The sequence below is a fragment of the uncultured Ruminococcus sp. genome, assembly GCF_947301925.1.
GTDB lineage: Bacteria > Bacillota > Clostridia > Oscillospirales > Ruminococcaceae > Ruminococcus.
Window position 1 is genome coordinate 223527 of record NZ_CAMYUE010000004.1, and the last position, 17998, is coordinate 241524.

The 17998-nt window shown below is 50.2% G+C and carries 13 protein-coding genes; 7 read left to right on the forward strand and 6 right to left on the reverse strand.

Annotated elements, in window-relative coordinates; translation table 11 throughout:
* The first annotated feature begins 95 nt into the window (after positions 1 to 95).
* From Q0Y65_RS07850 to Q0Y65_RS07880, 7 genes are all read left to right on the forward strand, one after another.
* Positions 96 to 1823 carry an ABC transporter ATP-binding protein gene (locus Q0Y65_RS07850; RefSeq protein WP_297958672.1) on the forward strand — a complete coding sequence of 576 codons (1728 nt, stop codon included), beginning with the start codon at positions 96 to 98 and terminating at the stop codon, positions 1821 to 1823.
* Entirely contained in the window at positions 1823 to 3712 is a 1890-nt protein-coding gene (locus Q0Y65_RS07855; RefSeq protein ID WP_297958675.1) for an ABC transporter ATP-binding protein, read from the forward strand. Before Q0Y65_RS07850 ends, Q0Y65_RS07855 begins: the two co-directional genes overlap by 1 nt.
* Before the next feature lie 123 nt (positions 3713 to 3835).
* Positions 3836 to 4570, forward strand: a complete 735-nt coding sequence (locus Q0Y65_RS07860) for a hypothetical protein (RefSeq protein ID WP_297958677.1) — start codon at positions 3836 to 3838, stop codon at positions 4568 to 4570.
* A 156-nt stretch (positions 4571 to 4726) separates the two neighbouring features.
* Complete coding sequence (locus tag Q0Y65_RS07865) at positions 4727 to 6583, forward strand: carbohydrate-binding domain-containing protein (protein ID WP_297958679.1); 1857 nt, start codon at positions 4727 to 4729, stop codon at positions 6581 to 6583.
* Positions 6584 to 6758: 175 nt separating this feature from the next.
* A complete protein-coding gene (locus Q0Y65_RS07870; RefSeq protein ID WP_297958681.1) occupies positions 6759 to 7208 on the forward strand; it encodes a YbjN domain-containing protein in 450 nt (149 codons plus the stop codon).
* Between the two features lie 193 nt (positions 7209 to 7401).
* Positions 7402 to 8223 (forward strand): CAP domain-containing protein, encoded by an 822-nt coding sequence (locus Q0Y65_RS07875; RefSeq protein ID WP_297958683.1) that lies wholly within the window; start codon positions 7402 to 7404, stop codon positions 8221 to 8223.
* Between the two features lie 433 nt (positions 8224 to 8656).
* The gene (locus tag Q0Y65_RS07880; RefSeq protein ID WP_297958684.1) at positions 8657 to 10630 is read left to right on the forward strand and encodes an LTA synthase family protein; all 1974 of its coding nucleotides are present in this window, start codon (positions 8657 to 8659) and stop codon (positions 10628 to 10630) included.
* A gap of 47 nt (positions 10631 to 10677) precedes the next feature.
* Here the strand turns inward: Q0Y65_RS07880 and Q0Y65_RS07885 are convergent, their stop codons facing one another.
* The 6 genes from Q0Y65_RS07885 to Q0Y65_RS07910 form a co-directional block, all read right to left on the reverse strand.
* On the reverse strand, positions 10678 to 11796 hold the full coding sequence (locus tag Q0Y65_RS07885) for a DUF4349 domain-containing protein (RefSeq protein WP_297958685.1): 1119 nt from the start codon (positions 11794 to 11796) through the stop codon (positions 10678 to 10680).
* A 117-nt stretch (positions 11797 to 11913) separates the two neighbouring features.
* The gene (locus Q0Y65_RS07890; RefSeq protein ID WP_297958686.1) at positions 11914 to 13146 is read right to left on the reverse strand and encodes a sensor histidine kinase KdpD; all 1233 of its coding nucleotides are present in this window, start codon (positions 13144 to 13146) and stop codon (positions 11914 to 11916) included.
* 1 nt (position 13147) lies between these two features.
* Positions 13148 to 13813 (reverse strand): response regulator transcription factor, encoded by a 666-nt coding sequence (locus tag Q0Y65_RS07895; RefSeq protein ID WP_297958688.1) that lies wholly within the window; start codon positions 13811 to 13813, stop codon positions 13148 to 13150.
* A 1-nt stretch (position 13814) separates the two neighbouring features.
* Positions 13815 to 14579, reverse strand: coding sequence for an ABC transporter ATP-binding protein (locus Q0Y65_RS07900; protein ID WP_297958690.1), 765 nt, complete (start codon positions 14577 to 14579; stop codon positions 13815 to 13817).
* A 14-nt stretch (positions 14580 to 14593) separates the two neighbouring features.
* Positions 14594 to 16963 (reverse strand): ABC transporter permease, encoded by a 2370-nt coding sequence (locus tag Q0Y65_RS07905; protein ID WP_297958691.1) that lies wholly within the window; start codon positions 16961 to 16963, stop codon positions 14594 to 14596.
* Positions 16964 to 17252: 289 nt separating this feature from the next.
* Positions 17253 to 17998 (reverse strand): dockerin type I domain-containing protein (locus Q0Y65_RS07910; protein ID WP_297958693.1); only part of this gene is annotated, 746 nt, incomplete at its 5' end.

A 17998-nucleotide genomic window follows, 5' to 3' on the forward strand; every position in this document is an offset into this window, starting at 1 on the left:
AAGAAGCGGAGAATGGTTTCCGCTCATTTGACAAGACACATTATAAATGGTAAAATATAAGTTAGGCTGTTTTTCGGCCTGAAAGGGGAGTAATGATGTATAAGACGATCTTTTCCCATGTGGGGAAATACAAAAAACAGGCAATTCTCTCGCCTGTGACCATAATCGGAGAGGTGCTCATGGAGGTGCTTATCCCCGCAGTTACAGGCCGCATCATAGACAACGGCATAAGGCGCGGAGATGTGAACTATGTTGTGAAAATGGGCTGCCTTATGGTGCTCATGTCGGTCTGTTCCCTGTGCTTCGGCGCACTGGCGGCAAGATTCAGCGCTGTTGCGGCAATGGGCTTCGCAAAAAATCTCAGGGGCGGACTTTTCCGCAGGGTACAGGGCTTTTCCTTTGCCAATGTGGATAAATTCTCCACTGCGTCGCTCACCACACGTCTCACCACCGACGTCACCAACATACAGAACGCCTTCATGATGTTCCTGCGCTCGGCCTTCCGTTCGCCCATAATGCTCATATGTGCCACAACTATGGCCATAAAGCAGAACGCAAGTCTTTCAGTGGTGTTTCTTGTGGCTATACCGGTCCTGGGCGGAGCGGTGTTCTTCATCATATCCAAGGCTCACCCACGCTTTGAGAAGATGCTCGGGCGCTATGACCGCATGAACGGCAGGATACAGGAAAACCTCATCGGTATCCGCGTGGTAAAGGCCTTTGCCCGTGAGGACTACGAGAAGGAGCGCTTCGGCCGGGAGACTGACAGCGTCCGTCTGGCGCAGTTCGCGGCGGAAAAGCTGGTCATTCTCAATATGCCCATAATGCAGCTGGTAATGTACGCAAGCATCGTGGCTATACTCTATTTCGGCGGCCATATGTCCGTAAACGGGGATATCGAAACGGGACAGCTTTCAAGCTTCATCATGTATGTGGGACAGATACTCATGTCACTGATGATGCTCTCCATGCTGTTCATCATGTTCGTGGTATCAAGAGCCTCACTCCAGCGTATCTACGAGGTGCTGCAGGAGGAACCCGCCATAAAGGACGATCCTGACTCGCAGGTCTCGGCAGAGGACGGCTCGGTGCGCTTCGAGAACGTGAGCTTCAGCTATTATGACGATATGGGCAATCTTGCCCTTGAAAGGATAGACCTTGACATACAGTCGGTAGAGACCATAGGTATCATCGGCGGTACGGGCTCTTCAAAGACTTCACTGGTGCAGCTCATACCCCGTCTTTACGACGCCACAGAGGGCAGGGTCATAGTGGGCGGTCACGACGTCAGGGAGTACGCTCTCAATACCCTCCGCGACCAGGTGGCCATGGTGCTCCAGAAGAACGTTCTCTTCTCGGGAACTATCAGGGACAACCTACGCTGGGGAAACGAGAACGCCACCGACGAGGAGATCATGGAGGCCTGCAAGGCGGCCTGCGCACATGATTTCATCACAGGCTTCCCCGACGGCTACGACACCGACCTGGGACAGGGCGGCGTAAATGTTTCGGGCGGACAGAAGCAGAGACTGTGTATCGCGAGGGCTCTGCTGAAAAAGCCGAGGATAATTATTCTCGACGACTCCACCAGCGCTGTGGATACCGCTACGGACAGCAGTATCAGAAAGGCATTCCGCGAGAAGCTTTCCGATACCACTACCATAATAATCGCCCAGAGGATAACCTCTGTAATGGACGCCGACCGCATCATCGTCATGGACGGCGGCAGGATAACGGATATCGGAACTCATGACGAGCTCATGGTATCCAGCGAGATATACCGCGAGGTATATGAGTCCCAGCAGAAGGGAGATGACGAATAATGCCTCCGACAAAACAGAGAGCTCTGGCCAGGCCGGAGAACATATTCGCAACGCTGAAGCGCATATTCAGCTATATGTACGGCTTCCGCCTTCAGTTCGCACTGGCGGTGGTATGTATCGTGTTCAGCTCCTTCGTTGGCATTATGGGAGACTTCATGCTGAAGCCCCTCATCGACAACCTCGACAGCGCCATAGATACGGGAAAATGGCAGTACGGCAAATTTGCGGGCATACTGACATTCATGGCTGTGATCTACGCAGTGGGAGCTCTGTCCTCATTCTGCTATCAGCGCATGATGATGAAGATATCCACTACAACCCTCATGCGGATAAGGAACGACCTTTTCTGCAAGATGGAAATGCTCCCTGTGCGTTTCTTCGACAAGCATACCCACGGCGAGCTCATGAGCCTCTATACCAACGATACCGACGCCATACGCGAGATGCTCAGCAACAGTATCGCCCAGTTCATAAGCTCGGCGGTGACTATCACGGGCGTGTTCATTGCCATGCTGATATACAGCTGGCAGCTCACTATCATAGTTGTGGCCGTTCTTTTCGTGATAATCAGGGTCATCGGCTTTGTGGGCTCCCGCAGCAGCAAGGGCTTCATCGCGCAGCAGAAGGCTCTCGGTAGCGTAAACGGCTACATCGAGGAGATGATAGACGGCCAGAAGGTGGTAAAGGTATTCTGCCACGAGAAAAAGGCGGAGGAGGAACTGGACGTCCTCAACGAGGAGCTGTGCAGGGCTGCTACCCATGCCAATACCTTTGCGAATATCCTCATGCCCATAATGAACAATCTCTCCTATATTCACTACGCTATTACGGCCATAGTCGGCGGTATATTCTCGGTGAAGCACATAGGCGGCATGACTGTGGGTACGGTGGTCTCCTATCTGAAGTTCACACGCTCCTTCTCGATGCCCATAACACAGGTATCGCAGCAGCTCAACTCGGTGCTCACGGCTCTGGCAGGCGCCGAGAGGATATTCCGTGTGATAGACGAGGAGCCCGAGGCTGATGAGGGCTATGTTACCCTTGTCAATGCGGAGATAGCTGCCGACGGCACTATCAGCGAGTCCGCCGATAGGACGGGACGCTGGGCGTGGAGACACCCCCACAAGGCGGACGGCACCGTTACCTATACCGAGGTAAGGGGAAATGTGGAGTTCGATGATGTGGTGTTCGGCTATGAGCCAAACAAGACCGTTCTCAACGGCATATCCCTCTACGCAAAGCCCGGACAGAAGATAGCCTTCGTGGGCTCTACGGGAGCGGGCAAGACCACGATCATCAACCTCATAAACCGCTTCTACGACGTGCCCGAGGGCAAGATACGCTACGACGGCATAAACATCAACAAGATAAAGAAGGACGACCTGAGAAGATCACAGTCCATAGTTCTTCAGGATACCCACCTGTTCACAGGCACGGTCATGGACAATATCCGCTACGGAAAGCTGGACGCCACCGACGAGGAGGTCTATGCGGCCGCAAGGCTGGCAAACGCCGACAGCTTCATAAAGCACCTTGAGAACGGCTACGAGACCATGCTCACCGCGGACGGCGGCAACCTGTCACAGGGACAGAGACAGCTCCTTGCCATTGCAAGGGCGGCTGTTGCGGATCCTCCCGTACTCATACTGGACGAGGCCACAAGCTCCATAGACACCCGTACCGAGGCTCTTATCGAAAAGGGCATGGATTCCCTCATGGAGGGCAGGACGGTGTTCGTCATAGCTCACAGGCTGTCCACTGTGCGCAACTCCCACGCCATAATGGTGCTGGAGCAGGGCAGGATAATCGAGAGAGGCAGCCACAGGGAGCTCATAGCTCAGCACGGCAAGTATTACCAGCTCTATACGGGTATGTTCGAGCTCAGCTAATACAATTATACAATTCAAAAAACAGGCAGGGCTCAAACTTTGTTCAATAAGTATCTTGAACACTGACGGTTTATCGTGTATTATTATAATAGCTACAAACATAAAGGGAATGAGGTCATGAAAATGGTTTTCAGGAGATCGGCGGCAGCTTTTCTTGCTGCTTCAATCATATGCGGAGCAGCTGCGTCATGCAGCTCAAAGGATAAAAACGCTCCCGCAAAGACAAATACCGCCTCCGGCGGTGAGGCTGAGTCCACCACTGCTCCCGTGGAGGGTGTGGACTTCAACGAGGCCGTGGAGGCCGCTTCGGGAGACGCATATCTCGCGGTAGTTGACGCAAACTGGGATAAGCAGTATCTGGGCGGCAGCGATGAGAAGAATCCCTTGTGCTACAAGGCGGGCGTCGCCCATATAAACGGCAACGGCGACTATAAGGTAAGCGTTACCGCCAACAGTACGGCCTTCCAGTATCTTGCGGCAGGCGATCCCAAGGGCTCGTACAAGGTCAACGGCATCGGCTTTGCGGCAGTTATCATCGACGACGGCGAAAAGGCGCTGCCGTCGGCTGTCATCACGGTAAAGGGAGTAAAGGTGGACGGCAGAGACGTTCCGCTGAAGAAAAAGGGCTATACCAATACCGAGGGCGAGGCTGTACGCTCCAATATATTCAACGAATGGGTAACGGACGATTGTCTCCCCGGAGACGCAAGGTCGGCTGAGGGCGCTCTTTTCAACAATAACGATCCCAATTCTCCCTCAGAGCTCAACGACGGCAGCTATTCGGCTCAGCTGGTGGATCCTGCCGAATTCAAGGACTGGACCGATATCGAGGTGGATTTCTCCGTTTCGGGGCTCTGATTTGCCCACTTCCCGAGAAAAAATATCCTCACGGGCTTTCCGTGAGGATTTTTCATTTAATTCAGCTTTCTATCACAGAATACACATATCTGTAGCTTATAATGCATTCATAGGTCGGGAGCTGAACGGATAATAATTCAAGAAAGAGAGATCTGTATGGACTATTATAAAAAGCTTCCGGGACTGCTCACTGCGGCAGCAATAGCTGTTACTCTTGCGGCGGGCTGCAGTTCATCAAAGAACGGCAGCAGTACCGATGAGCCACCAGTGGTTTCCGAGGCGGTCAGCACGGTCGCTGCCACCGCTGCGGAGGAAATCGTCAACGTTACGGCTGCGGCAAAGCGTGAACCAGTGGAAAAGCCCTCCCCTGAGGAGATATTCTCCGACAGGGACCTTGACCCGTCCTATGAAAGCCTCAGCGCCGAGATCACTCTCAGCGGGAGCAGCGCTTCTGTGGAGGGAACGGGCGCAGACGCAAAGGGCGGCACCGTTACAGTTACCGCAGGCGGTATCTACCGCGTTTCGGGAAAGCTGGATAACGGACAGATAGTGGTTGACGCGCAGAAGGAAAAGGTGCAGCTTGTGCTGGACAATGCCGATATCACCTGCAAGACCTCGTCGCCGATACTGGTGAATGATTCCGATAAGGTGTTCATCACTCTTGCGGAGGGCAGCACGAATACTCTCACGGACGGCAGAAAAGCTCCCGCCATGGGCGAGGACGAGCCCGACGCCGCTGTGTTCAGCAGGGACAGCCTTACCATCAACGGCAAGGGCAGTCTGAAGGTGAAAAGCGATTTCGGCTGCGGTCTGCGTTCAAAGGACGATATCGTCCTGACAGGCGGTACTCTGGATATCACATCGGGAGACGACGGCATAAAGGCAAAGGACTACTTTGCGGCGGCCGGCGGTACCGTGAATATCATCACAGGCGGCGACGGTATAAAAGCGACAAATGCAGAGGAAACTGCGCTGGGCTTCGTTTATGTGAAGGACGGCGCGTTCACTATAGACTCCCGCGGAGACGGTATACAGGCAGAGTCTGTTTTTACCGCAGAGGGAGGAGATTTCGACATTACGACGGCAGGCGGCAATGACCTGTCGGACGGACACAGGAACATTGACGGGGACGATGACGCCGCAAAGAGCTTCCTGAAAAAGAAGCGCAGTCAGGTCTCCTTCGATACCGAGGCTCCCAAGAGCCGCAAGGGCATAAAGGCAGGCGCAGAGCTGTATATCGGCGGCGGTTCCTTTACTGTGGATTCGGCGGACGACGGGCTCCATTCCAATGACAGCCTGTTCATTACAGGGGCTGAGGATCTTGCCATAAGCGCAGCGGACGACGGTATCCACGCCGATAATAATATAACCGTCAGCGGCGGAAGCGTCAATATAGTCAATGCCTTCGAGGGCATGGAGTCGGCTGTGATAGACATTTGCGGCGGCGACATAAAAATGTATACCAACGACGACGGCCTCAATGCAGGAAAGGGCACAGGCGGCAGAGAAAACCGCGAGGAAGGCGTCTGCATAGCCATAAGCGGCGGCAGTCTCTATGTGGACTCGTGGTGCGACGGTATCGACTCCAACGGCGATATCATCATATCGGGCGGAGATACTACCGTGGACGGCCCCGAAAACGGCATGAACGGCGCTGTGGACTGCAACGGCGGCTTCGTGGTATCGGGCGGCTCACTCATAGCGGCAGGCTATCACGATATGGCGGATTATCCGTCAGGCAGCTCTACTCAGTATGTGCTGTCAATAGGCTTTGACAATATCCTCGGAGCAGGCGTTCCCTTCAATCTGAAGGAGGACGGCGGCGATGAGTTCAGATACGTCCCGAAAAAATCCTACGATCATATCCTTATGACCTCCCCCATTATAGAAAAGGGCAGGACATACACCGCCTATACAGGCGACAATGAAACAGAGGGCTGCTCCTTTACCTTCACTGTCAGCGATATGGTCACGAAACAGGGACAGCAGACATATATGGATCAGTTCAGGTAAGGCTGATCCCGATATCATGACATCTTCATTTTTCATATAAACCACCCTAAAAGGGGAAAAGCGCTCGGTAACGGGCGTTTTTTCCTTTTAAACATTATTGACAAAATCGTGCGGGTATGTTATAATTGATTTACAGCATATTAACTGAAAACTAACCTTAACGGAGGAAATAACTATGGATGATAAACTCGTAATGAACCGCGTGATGGCTGATTTCTGCGGCCTGCTCGAAAGCAAGAACGTACCCTATGAGCTCAACGACAACAATGCGGATATGATAAGGTTCCGAACAAAGCTCCCTCATCATGAGGTCGCTCCCTATGTGTTCGTTCACTACAATCCCGAGAATCAGGCTCTGACCCTTGCCCTCAATCATATGGCGCAGTTCTCCAGCGTGGGAATGGACCTCTACCAGGTCATGAACGATTTCAATGCAGACTCGGAGAGCTTTGCGTGCAGGATGTACATAGAGCATAACGGAGAGCTGGTAGTTCTGTCAACTGCTGTAGTGGCAGGCGATGATCCCCGCGATCAGATCGAGGACTATCTCAATGTTGCCATAATGGCTACCGACAAATATTTCGGAAGAATTTCTGAAATAATTGGTAATAGCAATAATAATTAACGATATACAGGCAAATAATTCAATTATTTTTCGGATAAAGCAGAACTGATATTACAACCTGTAGACTTTTTATTGTACAAAAAGTAGATTTTTATTGTGAAATCTGACGAACCACGTCAAAACCTCTTTAAATTTATATGTATTTGTGCTAAACTATAATTAGCGTAAGTATCTGGAAAAAGGAGGTGTTTGTATGAGTATCGTCAGAAGATATACTATCAGAATAGCTGCTGTTATTGTTGCAGCTGTTATGTCGGTCTGCCTTTTATCCAATACTCGTTCATACACCAACGCAGATACAGACGGCGATTACAGCAGAATGGCAGAGGAGATCCTGTGGCTCACCAATGAGGCCAGGATAGAGGCAGGACTTCAGCCCCTGAAGGCAGTCCCTTACCTCAACGACATTTCCAATGTGCGTTCGAGAGAGTGCATATTCAAGTTCAGTCATGAGCGTCCCGAGCCTGTTATCATGCCCGACGGCACTGAGGAGTACAGGTTCTTCACGGTAATCGACGAAAGTCTGGTGCCCTGGACAAAGGCTGCCGAGAATATTGCGGCAGGCTCCAGCGATCCCGTTGCTACCTTCGAGCAGTGGAAGAGCTCGGATAATCACTGGAAGTCTATCCTCAATCCTGCGTATACCCATATAGGCGTTTCTGTTTCCTACGACCCCAACAGTCAGTATAAGTACTACTGGGAGCAGATCTTCGTAAGGGTAGACGGAAGCCTGAATGACGAATATCTCCCCGAGAGATACCAGACCGTGCCCAAGAGCTCAGGAGATATCAACGGCGACGGCGAGATAAATACATTCGATCTCATTACAATAAACAGGTATCTTGCAGGCAGAGTGGTCCTCAACGATCTCCAGATAGAGAGTGCTGATATGCTCAGGGACAATACAGTTACATCTGCTGATGTGGCTGTACTGAAGAAGTATATCCTCGGCGAGTACAAAACGCTTCCTGTAACTATGGAAATGATAATGAACGGTGATTATGGTAATAATTGAAAGGGAAGATAAAATAAAAGGTGTGTTCATGGTAAAAGCGGCTTAGAGACCATCAGCCGCTTTTATTTGTCCTGTATGATGTAATTGTATCATGAACAAGGAAATTGATTAAATATAAAAATATTTCCGGTCTTGCAGCACTTTCGTTTTTCGCTCCCAATGTTGTGTATGAAAGGCCGATCTTACAAAATACGATCCGGGGAGTGATGAGCATTACAGGCAGCGAACTGAAGAAAACGCCTGGCAGATCTGCTGCGGTACAAAATAGGATATAGAGGAATGGGTCAGCGACGTGTTTGCGGATATATTCACAGGCTTTGTGTGGGAGCCTCATCATATTGACATATATCTGAAATAATGCTATAATTCTTTCTGTATTACGGCTCTTTGCGCCGTATCCTGCGGGGAGGATCATGAGGAGGTATGTGCGGATATGCTGAAAAAAATAACCGGATTTTTTCTTGTGGAGGATGAAAAAGGCTGCCAGAAGCTGAATATGGCTCACGGCAAGATGTATATAATGGCCTGCTGGCTCTTTGCGCTCTGGACTTTGTTCTATGCGTTCAGATACTATCCGTTCGGCAGCAGGGATACAACATCGGGAGTGCTCGGGGCTTTGCCGTTCTTTATAATGGCATTGCTTTCCCTTGCAGCCGCAGTATCGTTTTTTCTGCTGATAAAGAAGCTGAGGAAGTCCGAGAAATTCGGCCCCATAAAAATGGCGGCGGTACTGGGCATCGTCAGTTATTTGGTATGCGAGACCGTCAACAGCGGCAGCGTCTTTAAGGAATATCTGCCGTTTACGTTTTCGGGCATATTTCTTTACATACTGGTGTACATGATCGGCGCAGCAGTCCTGATAACGCCGAAAATATGGTTCTTTGCAGTGAATACTTTTTTTACAGCATTCACCTTAATACAGTATTATGTGGTCAGATTCAGAGGCGTCGCTGTAAGATTCAATGATATACTGAATATAAAGAGCGCTCTGCTTATAAAGGGGGAGTATACCTTTTCACTGACAAGGTATATTGTGCTTGCGGGCATAGTATATGTACTTGCCTCTGTGCTGATATTATCGGTAAAGTTCAATAAGAACAAGCTGCCTGCCAGAGCTGCGGCATCTGGTGTGGCAGCGGCAGGCGTTGCGGTATTTATGCTGTTTTTTGAGAGTATGTGCGTTCCGAAGCATGGATTTAATATAGCTTACCCGAAAGAGACCGTTTCTAAGGTCGGCAGTATGAACATGATCTTATATGATGTGACGCATAATCGCATCTATAAGCCAAAGGACTACTCCGACAGCAGCGCAAGGGCCCTCATGGAGCAGTACAGCAGCGATACGGAATATACAGGGACTCCCGTGGTGATCGGTATACTTAACGAGAGCTTTGCAGATCATTCACATTTGGGCGAAATGTCAGTCAATACGGATATTATCCCGGTGTGGAGGAGCCTTCATGAGAATACGATCAAGGGCTATGTTACCGTAAGTCCTTACGGAGGCAATACCTGCGATTCGGAATATGAGTTCCTTACAGGCAACTCACTTATGTTTCTTCCCGATGGCATAGTACCTTACTCAACTTATTTTGACAGTCATAAAGACAGCATTGTAGATGTCTTCAACGGTTACGGCTTTGATACGGTAGGTATCTCCCCTGTGTTCAGAGACTTGTGGAACGTGGGGAATGTGTATGAACAGCTGGGCTTTGACCGTACATACTTCCTGGACGGTGAGGAAAACATAGATACTTCATTTAAGGACGACAGTAAGCTGTATGGCCGTATTATGGACATGGCCGATAACCGTGACAAGTCAAAGGGAATGTTTATCTGGACAGCTACTATGCAGAATCATTCCCCCTACGAAAACTACCGCTCCAGAGATATAAAACTTGAGGAGCCCTATGACAGGAGCGCAGAGATATACCTCAATTCCCTGCACCTCAGCGACAAGGCTACCCTTGAGCTCATAGACCACTTCCGCGATTACGACGAGCAGGTGATAATAGTCATGTTCGGCGATCACTTCCCTTATCTTCCTGATTTTGAAGGGAAACTGTTGAAAGGCCGTCAGGACCTCAGCGGAATGGAACGTGCAGCCCTGACTCATCAGACTCCCTTCTTCATATGGAGCAACCGTGATATTTCAGAATATGAGACAGATGAGATAAGCCTGAATTACCTTTCCGACGAGCTGATGAAGGCGGCAGGTATACCGCTGAGTCCCGCCCAGTGCGAACTGGAGAATATCAGGGAGACTGTTCCTGTTATTACCGCATGGGGATACAGGGACAAAAACGGTGCATGGCATTCAAGAATAGATATAGAAGGCGAAAGCAAGGACGTTCTTGATGATTATGCTTCAATGTGCTATTATCGTATGTTCAGGCAGTACAACTGAAAGAAAAAGCCCCTTTATCAGAAGGGGCTTTCTTTTTTATGAGCGTATCACTTTTTTGTTTCATCCTGCTTCTGCGGAGCCCTGGCCGCCTCGGTGTTCTGCACCTTCTGCGGGGGAGGAGGTCCCTGAACGGGAGGAGCCTGCGGTCTGGGAGGCTGAGGAGCAGGGGGCTGCGGCGGGTATACCTGAGCAGGCATAACAGGCCGTACAGGCTTCGGATGAGCCTTGCGGTACTTCTCGGCTGCTTTTGAGATGAGCTTTACGATCTTTGCGATTATGAACGCAAGCAGGCCTATAAGAAGCAGATAGGGAAGTATCTTTATGATGACGAACAGGAGGCCTTCAAGGAACTCCAGGAAGGTATCCCAAGTCTCGGATACGGTATTCTTCAGTCTCTGGCCGAAGGTGTCGGTCTTCTTGACAACGGGCTTGTCGGTGTACTCCCTTACCTCGTTCAGAGTGAGATTGATGTAGGAATATGCCACATCGTTCTCGATATTGTTCATGCGGGTCTTGATGGTGGCTATCTGGATCTGTATATCCGTAAGCTCGTTCTCGATCTTGACTGCGTCGGCCTCGTTCTTTATGCCGCTGAGTATGTCCAGATAGCGCTGCTCCTTGGCCTCATAGATAGAGAGGGTGGTCTTGAGGTCGGAGTATTCCGTGCTGAGGTTCTGGACTGAGGCGTTCTTCCTGCGCATATCTCCCACTGATTCCGCGTCCTTGCAGAAGTTGTCATAGTCTGCGCTGGGGATTCTCACTACGGCGCTGAGAGTTTTCCACTTCTCGTCCTCGGAATAACGCCACTGTGTGGAGCTGCCGCCGTCGGAGTAGACCTCGCTTTCGATAAAGCCCTTGTAGTTGCTGATAAGCTCGTGTATCCTGTCGACGGATTCGTCGAATTCAAGGACGTCTATGCTCATATCGCAGGAGTAGACCAGCATTTTTGTGTCTATGAGCTTTACGTCCGCCTGCTTGTAGCTTATTGTTTCGGCTCCGGTATTTTCTATATCCTCGGATTCTGCCGCGGTCTCGTCCTGTACCACGAAGTTCCCGGAAACATTGTTATCGGAAGCTGACGAGTAGTCGTCCTTCTTGTCGCTGCCGCAGGAGGGAAGTGCGAGGGTGGCTGCTATGGCTAATAGTAGTATCGTTTGCTTTTTCATTATTACACGCTCCTTTGAGAGGGATTTTGTAATAACATGATACCACTGTTTTTGTACTGAGTCAATGAATATCTCATAACAAAAGATTGAAATTTGTTTACAAATAATAAAAAAGTTTTAAAGCGGCTTGCGGCAGACCACTGTCATATTCATGCAGCCGTCGGAGGTCTCGGCGTAGATATCTCCCTTCATCAGCGCCATGAGCCTGCGGCATATGTACAGACCCAGTCCGCTGCCCTGCTGGGAGCCTGTATTGGATCCCCGCCAGAAGCTGTCGAATATATGTGGCAGCTCCGTGTCGGGCAGGGTACAGCCCGTGTTGGTAACGGTTATAAGGCGGCAGTCCTCCTCGTCGGAGAAGCTGAGGGATATGCTCCTGCCGTCGCCGTATTTAACGGCGTTTTCGATGATATTCTGGAGCACCTCCTCCAGACGGTCGGGGTCTCCGCTGAGCAGACAGTCGCTGTAGCTGCCTGTGGAGAAATCAGTTCCCGTAACGGAGAGCTTGTCAAAATAGTACCGTTCTATCCTTCCGATGACGTCCGAAAGGTAGAATTCCGTGCAGTTCACGGTGAATTCCATGAAATCGCTGCTGAGATTGCTGGAAAGCTCGTTGACTATTTTCTCTATCTCGTCGGCCTTGCCGTTTATGCTGTCTGCGGCGGAGCGCTGCTCCTCGCCATCGGAGTATATCCCCTTTGACAGCGCCTTTGAGTAGAGCTTTATGGCGGAGAGGGGAGTCTTTATATCATGGGAAAGGGACAGCAGGAAGGTCTTTTCGTTCCTTGCGTATTCCAGCTCTCTCTGGCGGGAGTGCTCCAACTCGCTGCGGAGCATATCCAGTCCCCAGATGAATTTTCCGAAGTAGCGGCTTTTCTGCTCCTTCAGCGGCAGGGCCAGATTGCCCTTTGCAAGCTGTTCGGGCAGCTCGCTTATATCATTGAAGGGCTTGACGATCCTGCGCCTGATGTACAGCAGCAGTGCAAGCGTCATCAGCACCAGCGTAGCGGAAAAGACGTTCATGATAACGAGGGGAGCGTAATTATTCTCCTGTCCACCGTCGGAGTAGTCTATGCGGTAGAGACTGCCGTTTATGCTTCTGATAACATATCTGCCGTCGGCGTTGTAGAAGTCCTCGGAGCCGTCGTACAGCCGTATTGAGCTGATGTGGGGATAGTCGGCGGCGTCCGGCTCTGCTCCTGCGGAAAGCTCTCTCTCCACGCGGCTGATCTCCACCTTGTAAAGCGGGACGGACAGCTTTTCGCTCTTGAGCATGACAATGTTCAGGGCGGCGATAACAGCTGCCGCGATAAGCAGTACGGCGGCGATGATCCTGTCGAAGCCTTTCATGTCAGCCCTCCCAGCGGTAGCCCTTGCCCCATACTGTGATTATCTTTTCGGGAGCCTTGGGATCGTTTTCTATCTTCTGTCTGAGCCATTTGATGTGTACCGTAAGGGTCTGGGGTTCGGATTCGCTGTCAGTTCCCCATATCCTGCCGAATATGAAGTCCTTGCCCAATGTCTGTCCCTTGTTGGCAATGAGCAGGTGCAGCAGCTCGAACTCCTTGGCGGTAAGAATCAGGGGAGAGCCGTTCTTTTCTGCGGTCCCGTCGGCAAGATTGAGAGTGATACCGCCGTCTGATATGGTATCCATTGCCAGGCGGCGCCTGAATATGCCCTTTATCTTGGCAATGAGAATATCTATGTCATAGGGCTTTTCTATGTAGTCGTCGGCGCCTGTGAGTATGCCGTTGAGCTTGTCCTCCCTGTCCGTCCTTGCGGTGAGTATGATTATGGGAGTATTGTCCTTTTCTCTTATCCTGCGGCACATGGCAAAGCCGTCCATTCCAGGGAGCATTATATCCAGCAGGACAAGCCTTGCCCCGTATTTTTCAAACAGGGACAAGGCTTTTTCCGCTGAAGCGGCGGTGCTCACGGAGTAATTCTCCGCGCGGAGAAATCCGCAGAGCAGTCCGCTCAGCTCCTCATTATCTTCAACAATAAGTATATCTACCATATTACCAACCCATTTCCATAAGCCAGTTATTAAGGCCGCGCTCACGCTGATTCAGCGGCTGTGCCTTATTGATATTATACTCTCCTTTTATGTTTCCGTCAACTATGTACAGCACCCTTGAACACTTTGCGGCCACCTTTGCGTCATGAGTTACCAGCATTATCGTAGTGCCGTCGCTGTTGAGCTTTTCCAGCTCGTTCATGACCTCGTCGGAGGAGGTGCGGTTGAGGGCGCCTGTGGGCTCGTCCGCGAATATCATCTGCGGATCGTTTATCATGCTGCGGCATATGCAGGCTCTCTGGAGCTGTCCGCCGGACACCTCGTTGATATCGTTCTCACAGATCTCGCTTATGCCCAGTCTGTGCATGAGCTCCTGTCCGCGCTTCAGGGTCTCTCTGCGGGATTCGCTCTTCTTGTCGGACTTTACCGCAGGGAGTATGATATTGTCGATTATCGAGAGGTTCTTCATCATGTACATCTGCTGGAAGATGAAGCCCATGTCGTCAAGGCGCATTTTTGCAAGTGCGTTGTCGTTCATGTCCGCAAGGCTCTTTCCGCAGAAGTTCACGCTGCCTGCGGTCATCTTGTCCATGCCCGAGACCGTATACAGCAATGTGGATTTGCCCGAGCCCGAGGGTCCCATAACGGCTACCATCTCGCCCTTGTTTATGCGGAAGCTGACGTTCCTCAGCACGTTGTTCTGTCTCTTGTTGACTATGTATGTCTTGCAGAGGTCCTTTACCTCCAGTATAGTATTCGTACTCATTTTTCATATCTCCTTTATTCGATGTCGGAAGTGTCCGAAGCCTTTATCTTCTTCATGCTGAGAGCTGTGAGAAATGCGCCGAGAACTGCGGCTGCAATGACGATCACAGGGTAGATGACGCAGACCTCAACAGGCTTTATGTTGTAATCAACTCCGTTTATTGCGCCCATTATACTGAATACGGGGTCGATGCAGAGCTTTGTCACGGGAGTGCTCAGTGCCACTGCCAGCAGCGAGGCTGCTGCGGCAACTATCACAAATCGCAGGGCGTGCTGTGCTATCACGGAGCGGGTTTTGAAGCCCATTGCCTTCATCAGTGCTATCTCCGGCTTTTCCTTTGAGATGAATGAGCGCTCCATAAGCACGGATATCATAAGGATTATTATTACGGTTATGAGCACCACCATTATCTTTACTCCGTTGATGGTGTCCTTTATGTTTTCGCCTATGCAGGACATTACAAATCCATCGGTGTCGTAGACGTACTTTGAGTCAAAGATGTCCTTGATCCTGTCTATGCGCTTTTCGGTCTCCTTTTTGCCGGGAGAATCGCTGAAGTCTATCTGGAAGCCCGGAGTCTGTGCAACGAGATCCTCAGGCAGCTCAAAGCTTTCGTGGAATCTTCCCGTCTCGCCGAGCTGCATCATGCTCTGGAAAAGGGCGGAGACAATGAAATCGTCGGTCTTGTCGCCGATGGTGAGCTTTACCTTGTCGCCTACGCCTACGTCCAGCTTTTTGGCTGCATTGTAGGTTAGAGCTATTTCATTGCTGTATTTGGGAGCATAGCCCTCGGCATAGGAATAGTCGGAAGCCTTAGTATCCTTGTTGTACATGAATACGATAGAGGCCTTTTTGCCATTGGCTTCAATTGTCGGTAACAGCATGATCTCTGAGGTGACCTTGCAGGGCATACCGTTGTCTGCAAGCTTCTTTTCGATATCTGCGGCGATATCCTCACAGTTGCTCTCTCCTGTCATTATCTTTGACATCATTTCGGTATCGTTGATATATGCGTCGCTTTTCTGACAGCATAAAAGGGGCATAAGCTTTTCACTGGAAAGAGTGTTGGCAGTATTTGCAAGGCCCATGATAAGCAGCATACATACAGTGAATATTGCTGTCATTATGCCGAACTGTCTGGGGCTGCTGAATATATCATTGAAGGCAAGGAAGCCTGTGGCGCCCAGCCTGCTCTTTCCGAGATGAAGGAGACCCTTTCTCCTGAATCTCTCACCTGTCTGTCCGCTTCTTACCGCATCTATGGGCGAGAGCTTCTTTATCCTTCTTGTGCATCTCCAGCAGAACAGGAGTATGATAAGTATGACAGCTATGCTGCACAGTACCGATATGAGCAGGGAATGATCGTTGCCCAGTACCATGTTTTCGCTTACGGACTTCATGAGAGCGCTGCCGAAGGGGAGGCTCAGAGCAAGTCCGACAGCTGCGCCGATAACTGCTATACCCAGATATTTCACAAGGTACAGTCCGCGCACCGAGCGGTTTTTCAGTCCCAGCGCCTTCATGACGCCTATCTCGCGGAATTCCTCGTTGATGGTGAAGCTTATGGTAAATCTCAGCATAACGAATGAGACCAGTATGAGGCATATGCTCACTATCAGCAGAAGTCCCGCAACTATGGCGTTCATAATATAGCTTGTCCTTACCAGCAATATGCCCTTGTTGAAGGACGCATCGGGGATATCAGAAAGGTCGGATTCAAGAGTATTTTTGTCTATACCGTTGATATAGAAGATCGACGCGGAGTTGTTCCTGACTGCTTCTTCATCGGCTGCAAATTTCTCATAGTCCGTATTGTTGATTATTATACGGGAATTGTTCATCATTTCCGAACCGAGAAAGGCGTCCTTTGCAGGACCGGCATATTTCAGAGTGAGTTCCGTGTCTCCCAGTTTCAGCTGAAATTCGTCCCCTGTATCAAGGCCGCATTTTCTGACGATACTGCCGGTGATATAGCCGTATCCCTCCGGGACCTTCTTCAGAATTTCATTATCCTTGTCAAAGTAATTGATCCTGGCGTTGTCCACGGAGAGCACGAGACAAGCGTTTCCGAATTCTGCCAGTTTCTTGCCGTCCCTTGTGAGGTCGTTGTCGCTGAAGCACATCTGCTCCTCGCGGCGGAAGTCGCTGACGTTCGGCTTATTCAGCAGCAGCTCCTCAATCTCATCGCCGTTATTGCTGAAGGACGCGATGAAGTGGTCGCTCAGGTCTGCTTTCTCGAAGTAATAATCCAGACCGCCCATAACGGTGATGATATTGTTGACGCTGCTGGCGGCGAACATAGTCGCAAGAATCACAAACAGCAGCAATATGACGTTCATGGTCTTTTTACGTTTCAGATCTTTTTTCAGTATCCTCATATACATGATCTATCCCTCGCTTTCTGTGATCTTATATTAGCACGGGAATTATTAAATAATCCTTAAATGGAAAATACCGCTTGTTCCGATGTGAAAACAGCCTGCACCGATGTGCAGGCTTGGGATCAGGCCGTTTTTTCTGTTATACTCACAGTGCTCTCTTTGTTCGTTTCTTAGTATATCATAAAAGCGAAGAAATAGCAACAGCCGCGGAGAGATCTTACCGCTTGTGCTGCTTTCGGCACAAAAATATCCCCTGACCGTACAGAACGGTCAGGGGATATCATCTTATGGCTTATGAGCGTCTGCGGTCCATGAATTCCTGTACTGTAAGGAGCTCCGCGGGACTTGCTGACATATAAGCGTAGTATGCGAGGATATTGGAAGCGTCAACAGCGTTGATATCGCCGTTTCCGTCAACGTCCGCCGCAGCCTTCTGCTTATCGTTGAAGGTCTCGGGATTGTTTGTGGATGTCATGGCATATTCTGCAAGAACTCTTGAAGCGTCTACCGCATTTACGATACCGTCTCCTGTAACATCGCCGAGAGTGAACTCAATAACGGGTTCCTCGGGCTGTGTAGTAGTTGTGGTCTCGCTGGGTTCTGTGGTAGTGCTTGTTGTAGTTGTGGTCTCGCTTGATGTTGTAGTGGTGGTTGTGCTTGATGTGGTCGTAGTCTCGCTTGATGTTGTAGTGGTGGTTGTGTTTGATGTGGTCGTAGTCTCACTTGATGTTGTGGTGGTAGTAGTGCTTGATGTGGTCGTGGTCTCACTTGATGTTGTGGTGGTAGTAGTGCTTGATGTGGTCGTGGTCTCGCTTGATGTTGTAGTGGTGGTTGTGCTTGATGTGGTCGTGGTCTCACTTGATGTTGTGGTAGTGGTTGTGCTTGTTGTAGTAGTCGTGGACTTCTTAGACGTTGTGGAAGTGGTTGTTGTACTTGTTGTAGTAGACGTGGACTTCTTGGACGTTGTGGAAGTTGTTGTGGTACTTGTTGTAGTAGTTGTGGACTTCTTTGACGTTGTGGAAGTGGTTGTTGTACTTG

Coding starts and splice junctions, on each gene's coding strand:
- Q0Y65_RS07850 (WP_297958672.1), top strand. CDS start 96: ATGTATAAGACGATCTTTTCCCATGTGGGGAAATACAAAAAACAGGCA.
- Q0Y65_RS07855 (WP_297958675.1), top strand. CDS start 1,823: ATGCCTCCGACAAAACAGAGAGCTCTGGCCAGGCCGGAGAACATATTC.
- Q0Y65_RS07860 (WP_297958677.1), top strand. CDS start 3,836: ATGGTTTTCAGGAGATCGGCGGCAGCTTTTCTTGCTGCTTCAATCATA.
- Q0Y65_RS07865 (WP_297958679.1), top strand. CDS start 4,727: ATGGACTATTATAAAAAGCTTCCGGGACTGCTCACTGCGGCAGCAATA.
- Q0Y65_RS07870 (WP_297958681.1), top strand. CDS start 6,759: ATGGATGATAAACTCGTAATGAACCGCGTGATGGCTGATTTCTGCGGC.
- Q0Y65_RS07875 (WP_297958683.1), top strand. CDS start 7,402: ATGAGTATCGTCAGAAGATATACTATCAGAATAGCTGCTGTTATTGTT.
- Q0Y65_RS07880 (WP_297958684.1), top strand. CDS start 8,657: ATGCTGAAAAAAATAACCGGATTTTTTCTTGTGGAGGATGAAAAAGGC.
- Q0Y65_RS07885 (WP_297958685.1), bottom strand. CDS start 11,796: ATGAAAAAGCAAACGATACTACTATTAGCCATAGCAGCCACCCTCGCA.
- Q0Y65_RS07890 (WP_297958686.1), bottom strand. CDS start 13,146: ATGAAAGGCTTCGACAGGATCATCGCCGCCGTACTGCTTATCGCGGCA.
- Q0Y65_RS07895 (WP_297958688.1), bottom strand. CDS start 13,813: ATGGTAGATATACTTATTGTTGAAGATAATGAGGAGCTGAGCGGACTG.
- Q0Y65_RS07900 (WP_297958690.1), bottom strand. CDS start 14,579: ATGAGTACGAATACTATACTGGAGGTAAAGGACCTCTGCAAGACATAC.
- Q0Y65_RS07905 (WP_297958691.1), bottom strand. CDS start 16,963: ATGTATATGAGGATACTGAAAAAAGATCTGAAACGTAAAAAGACCATG.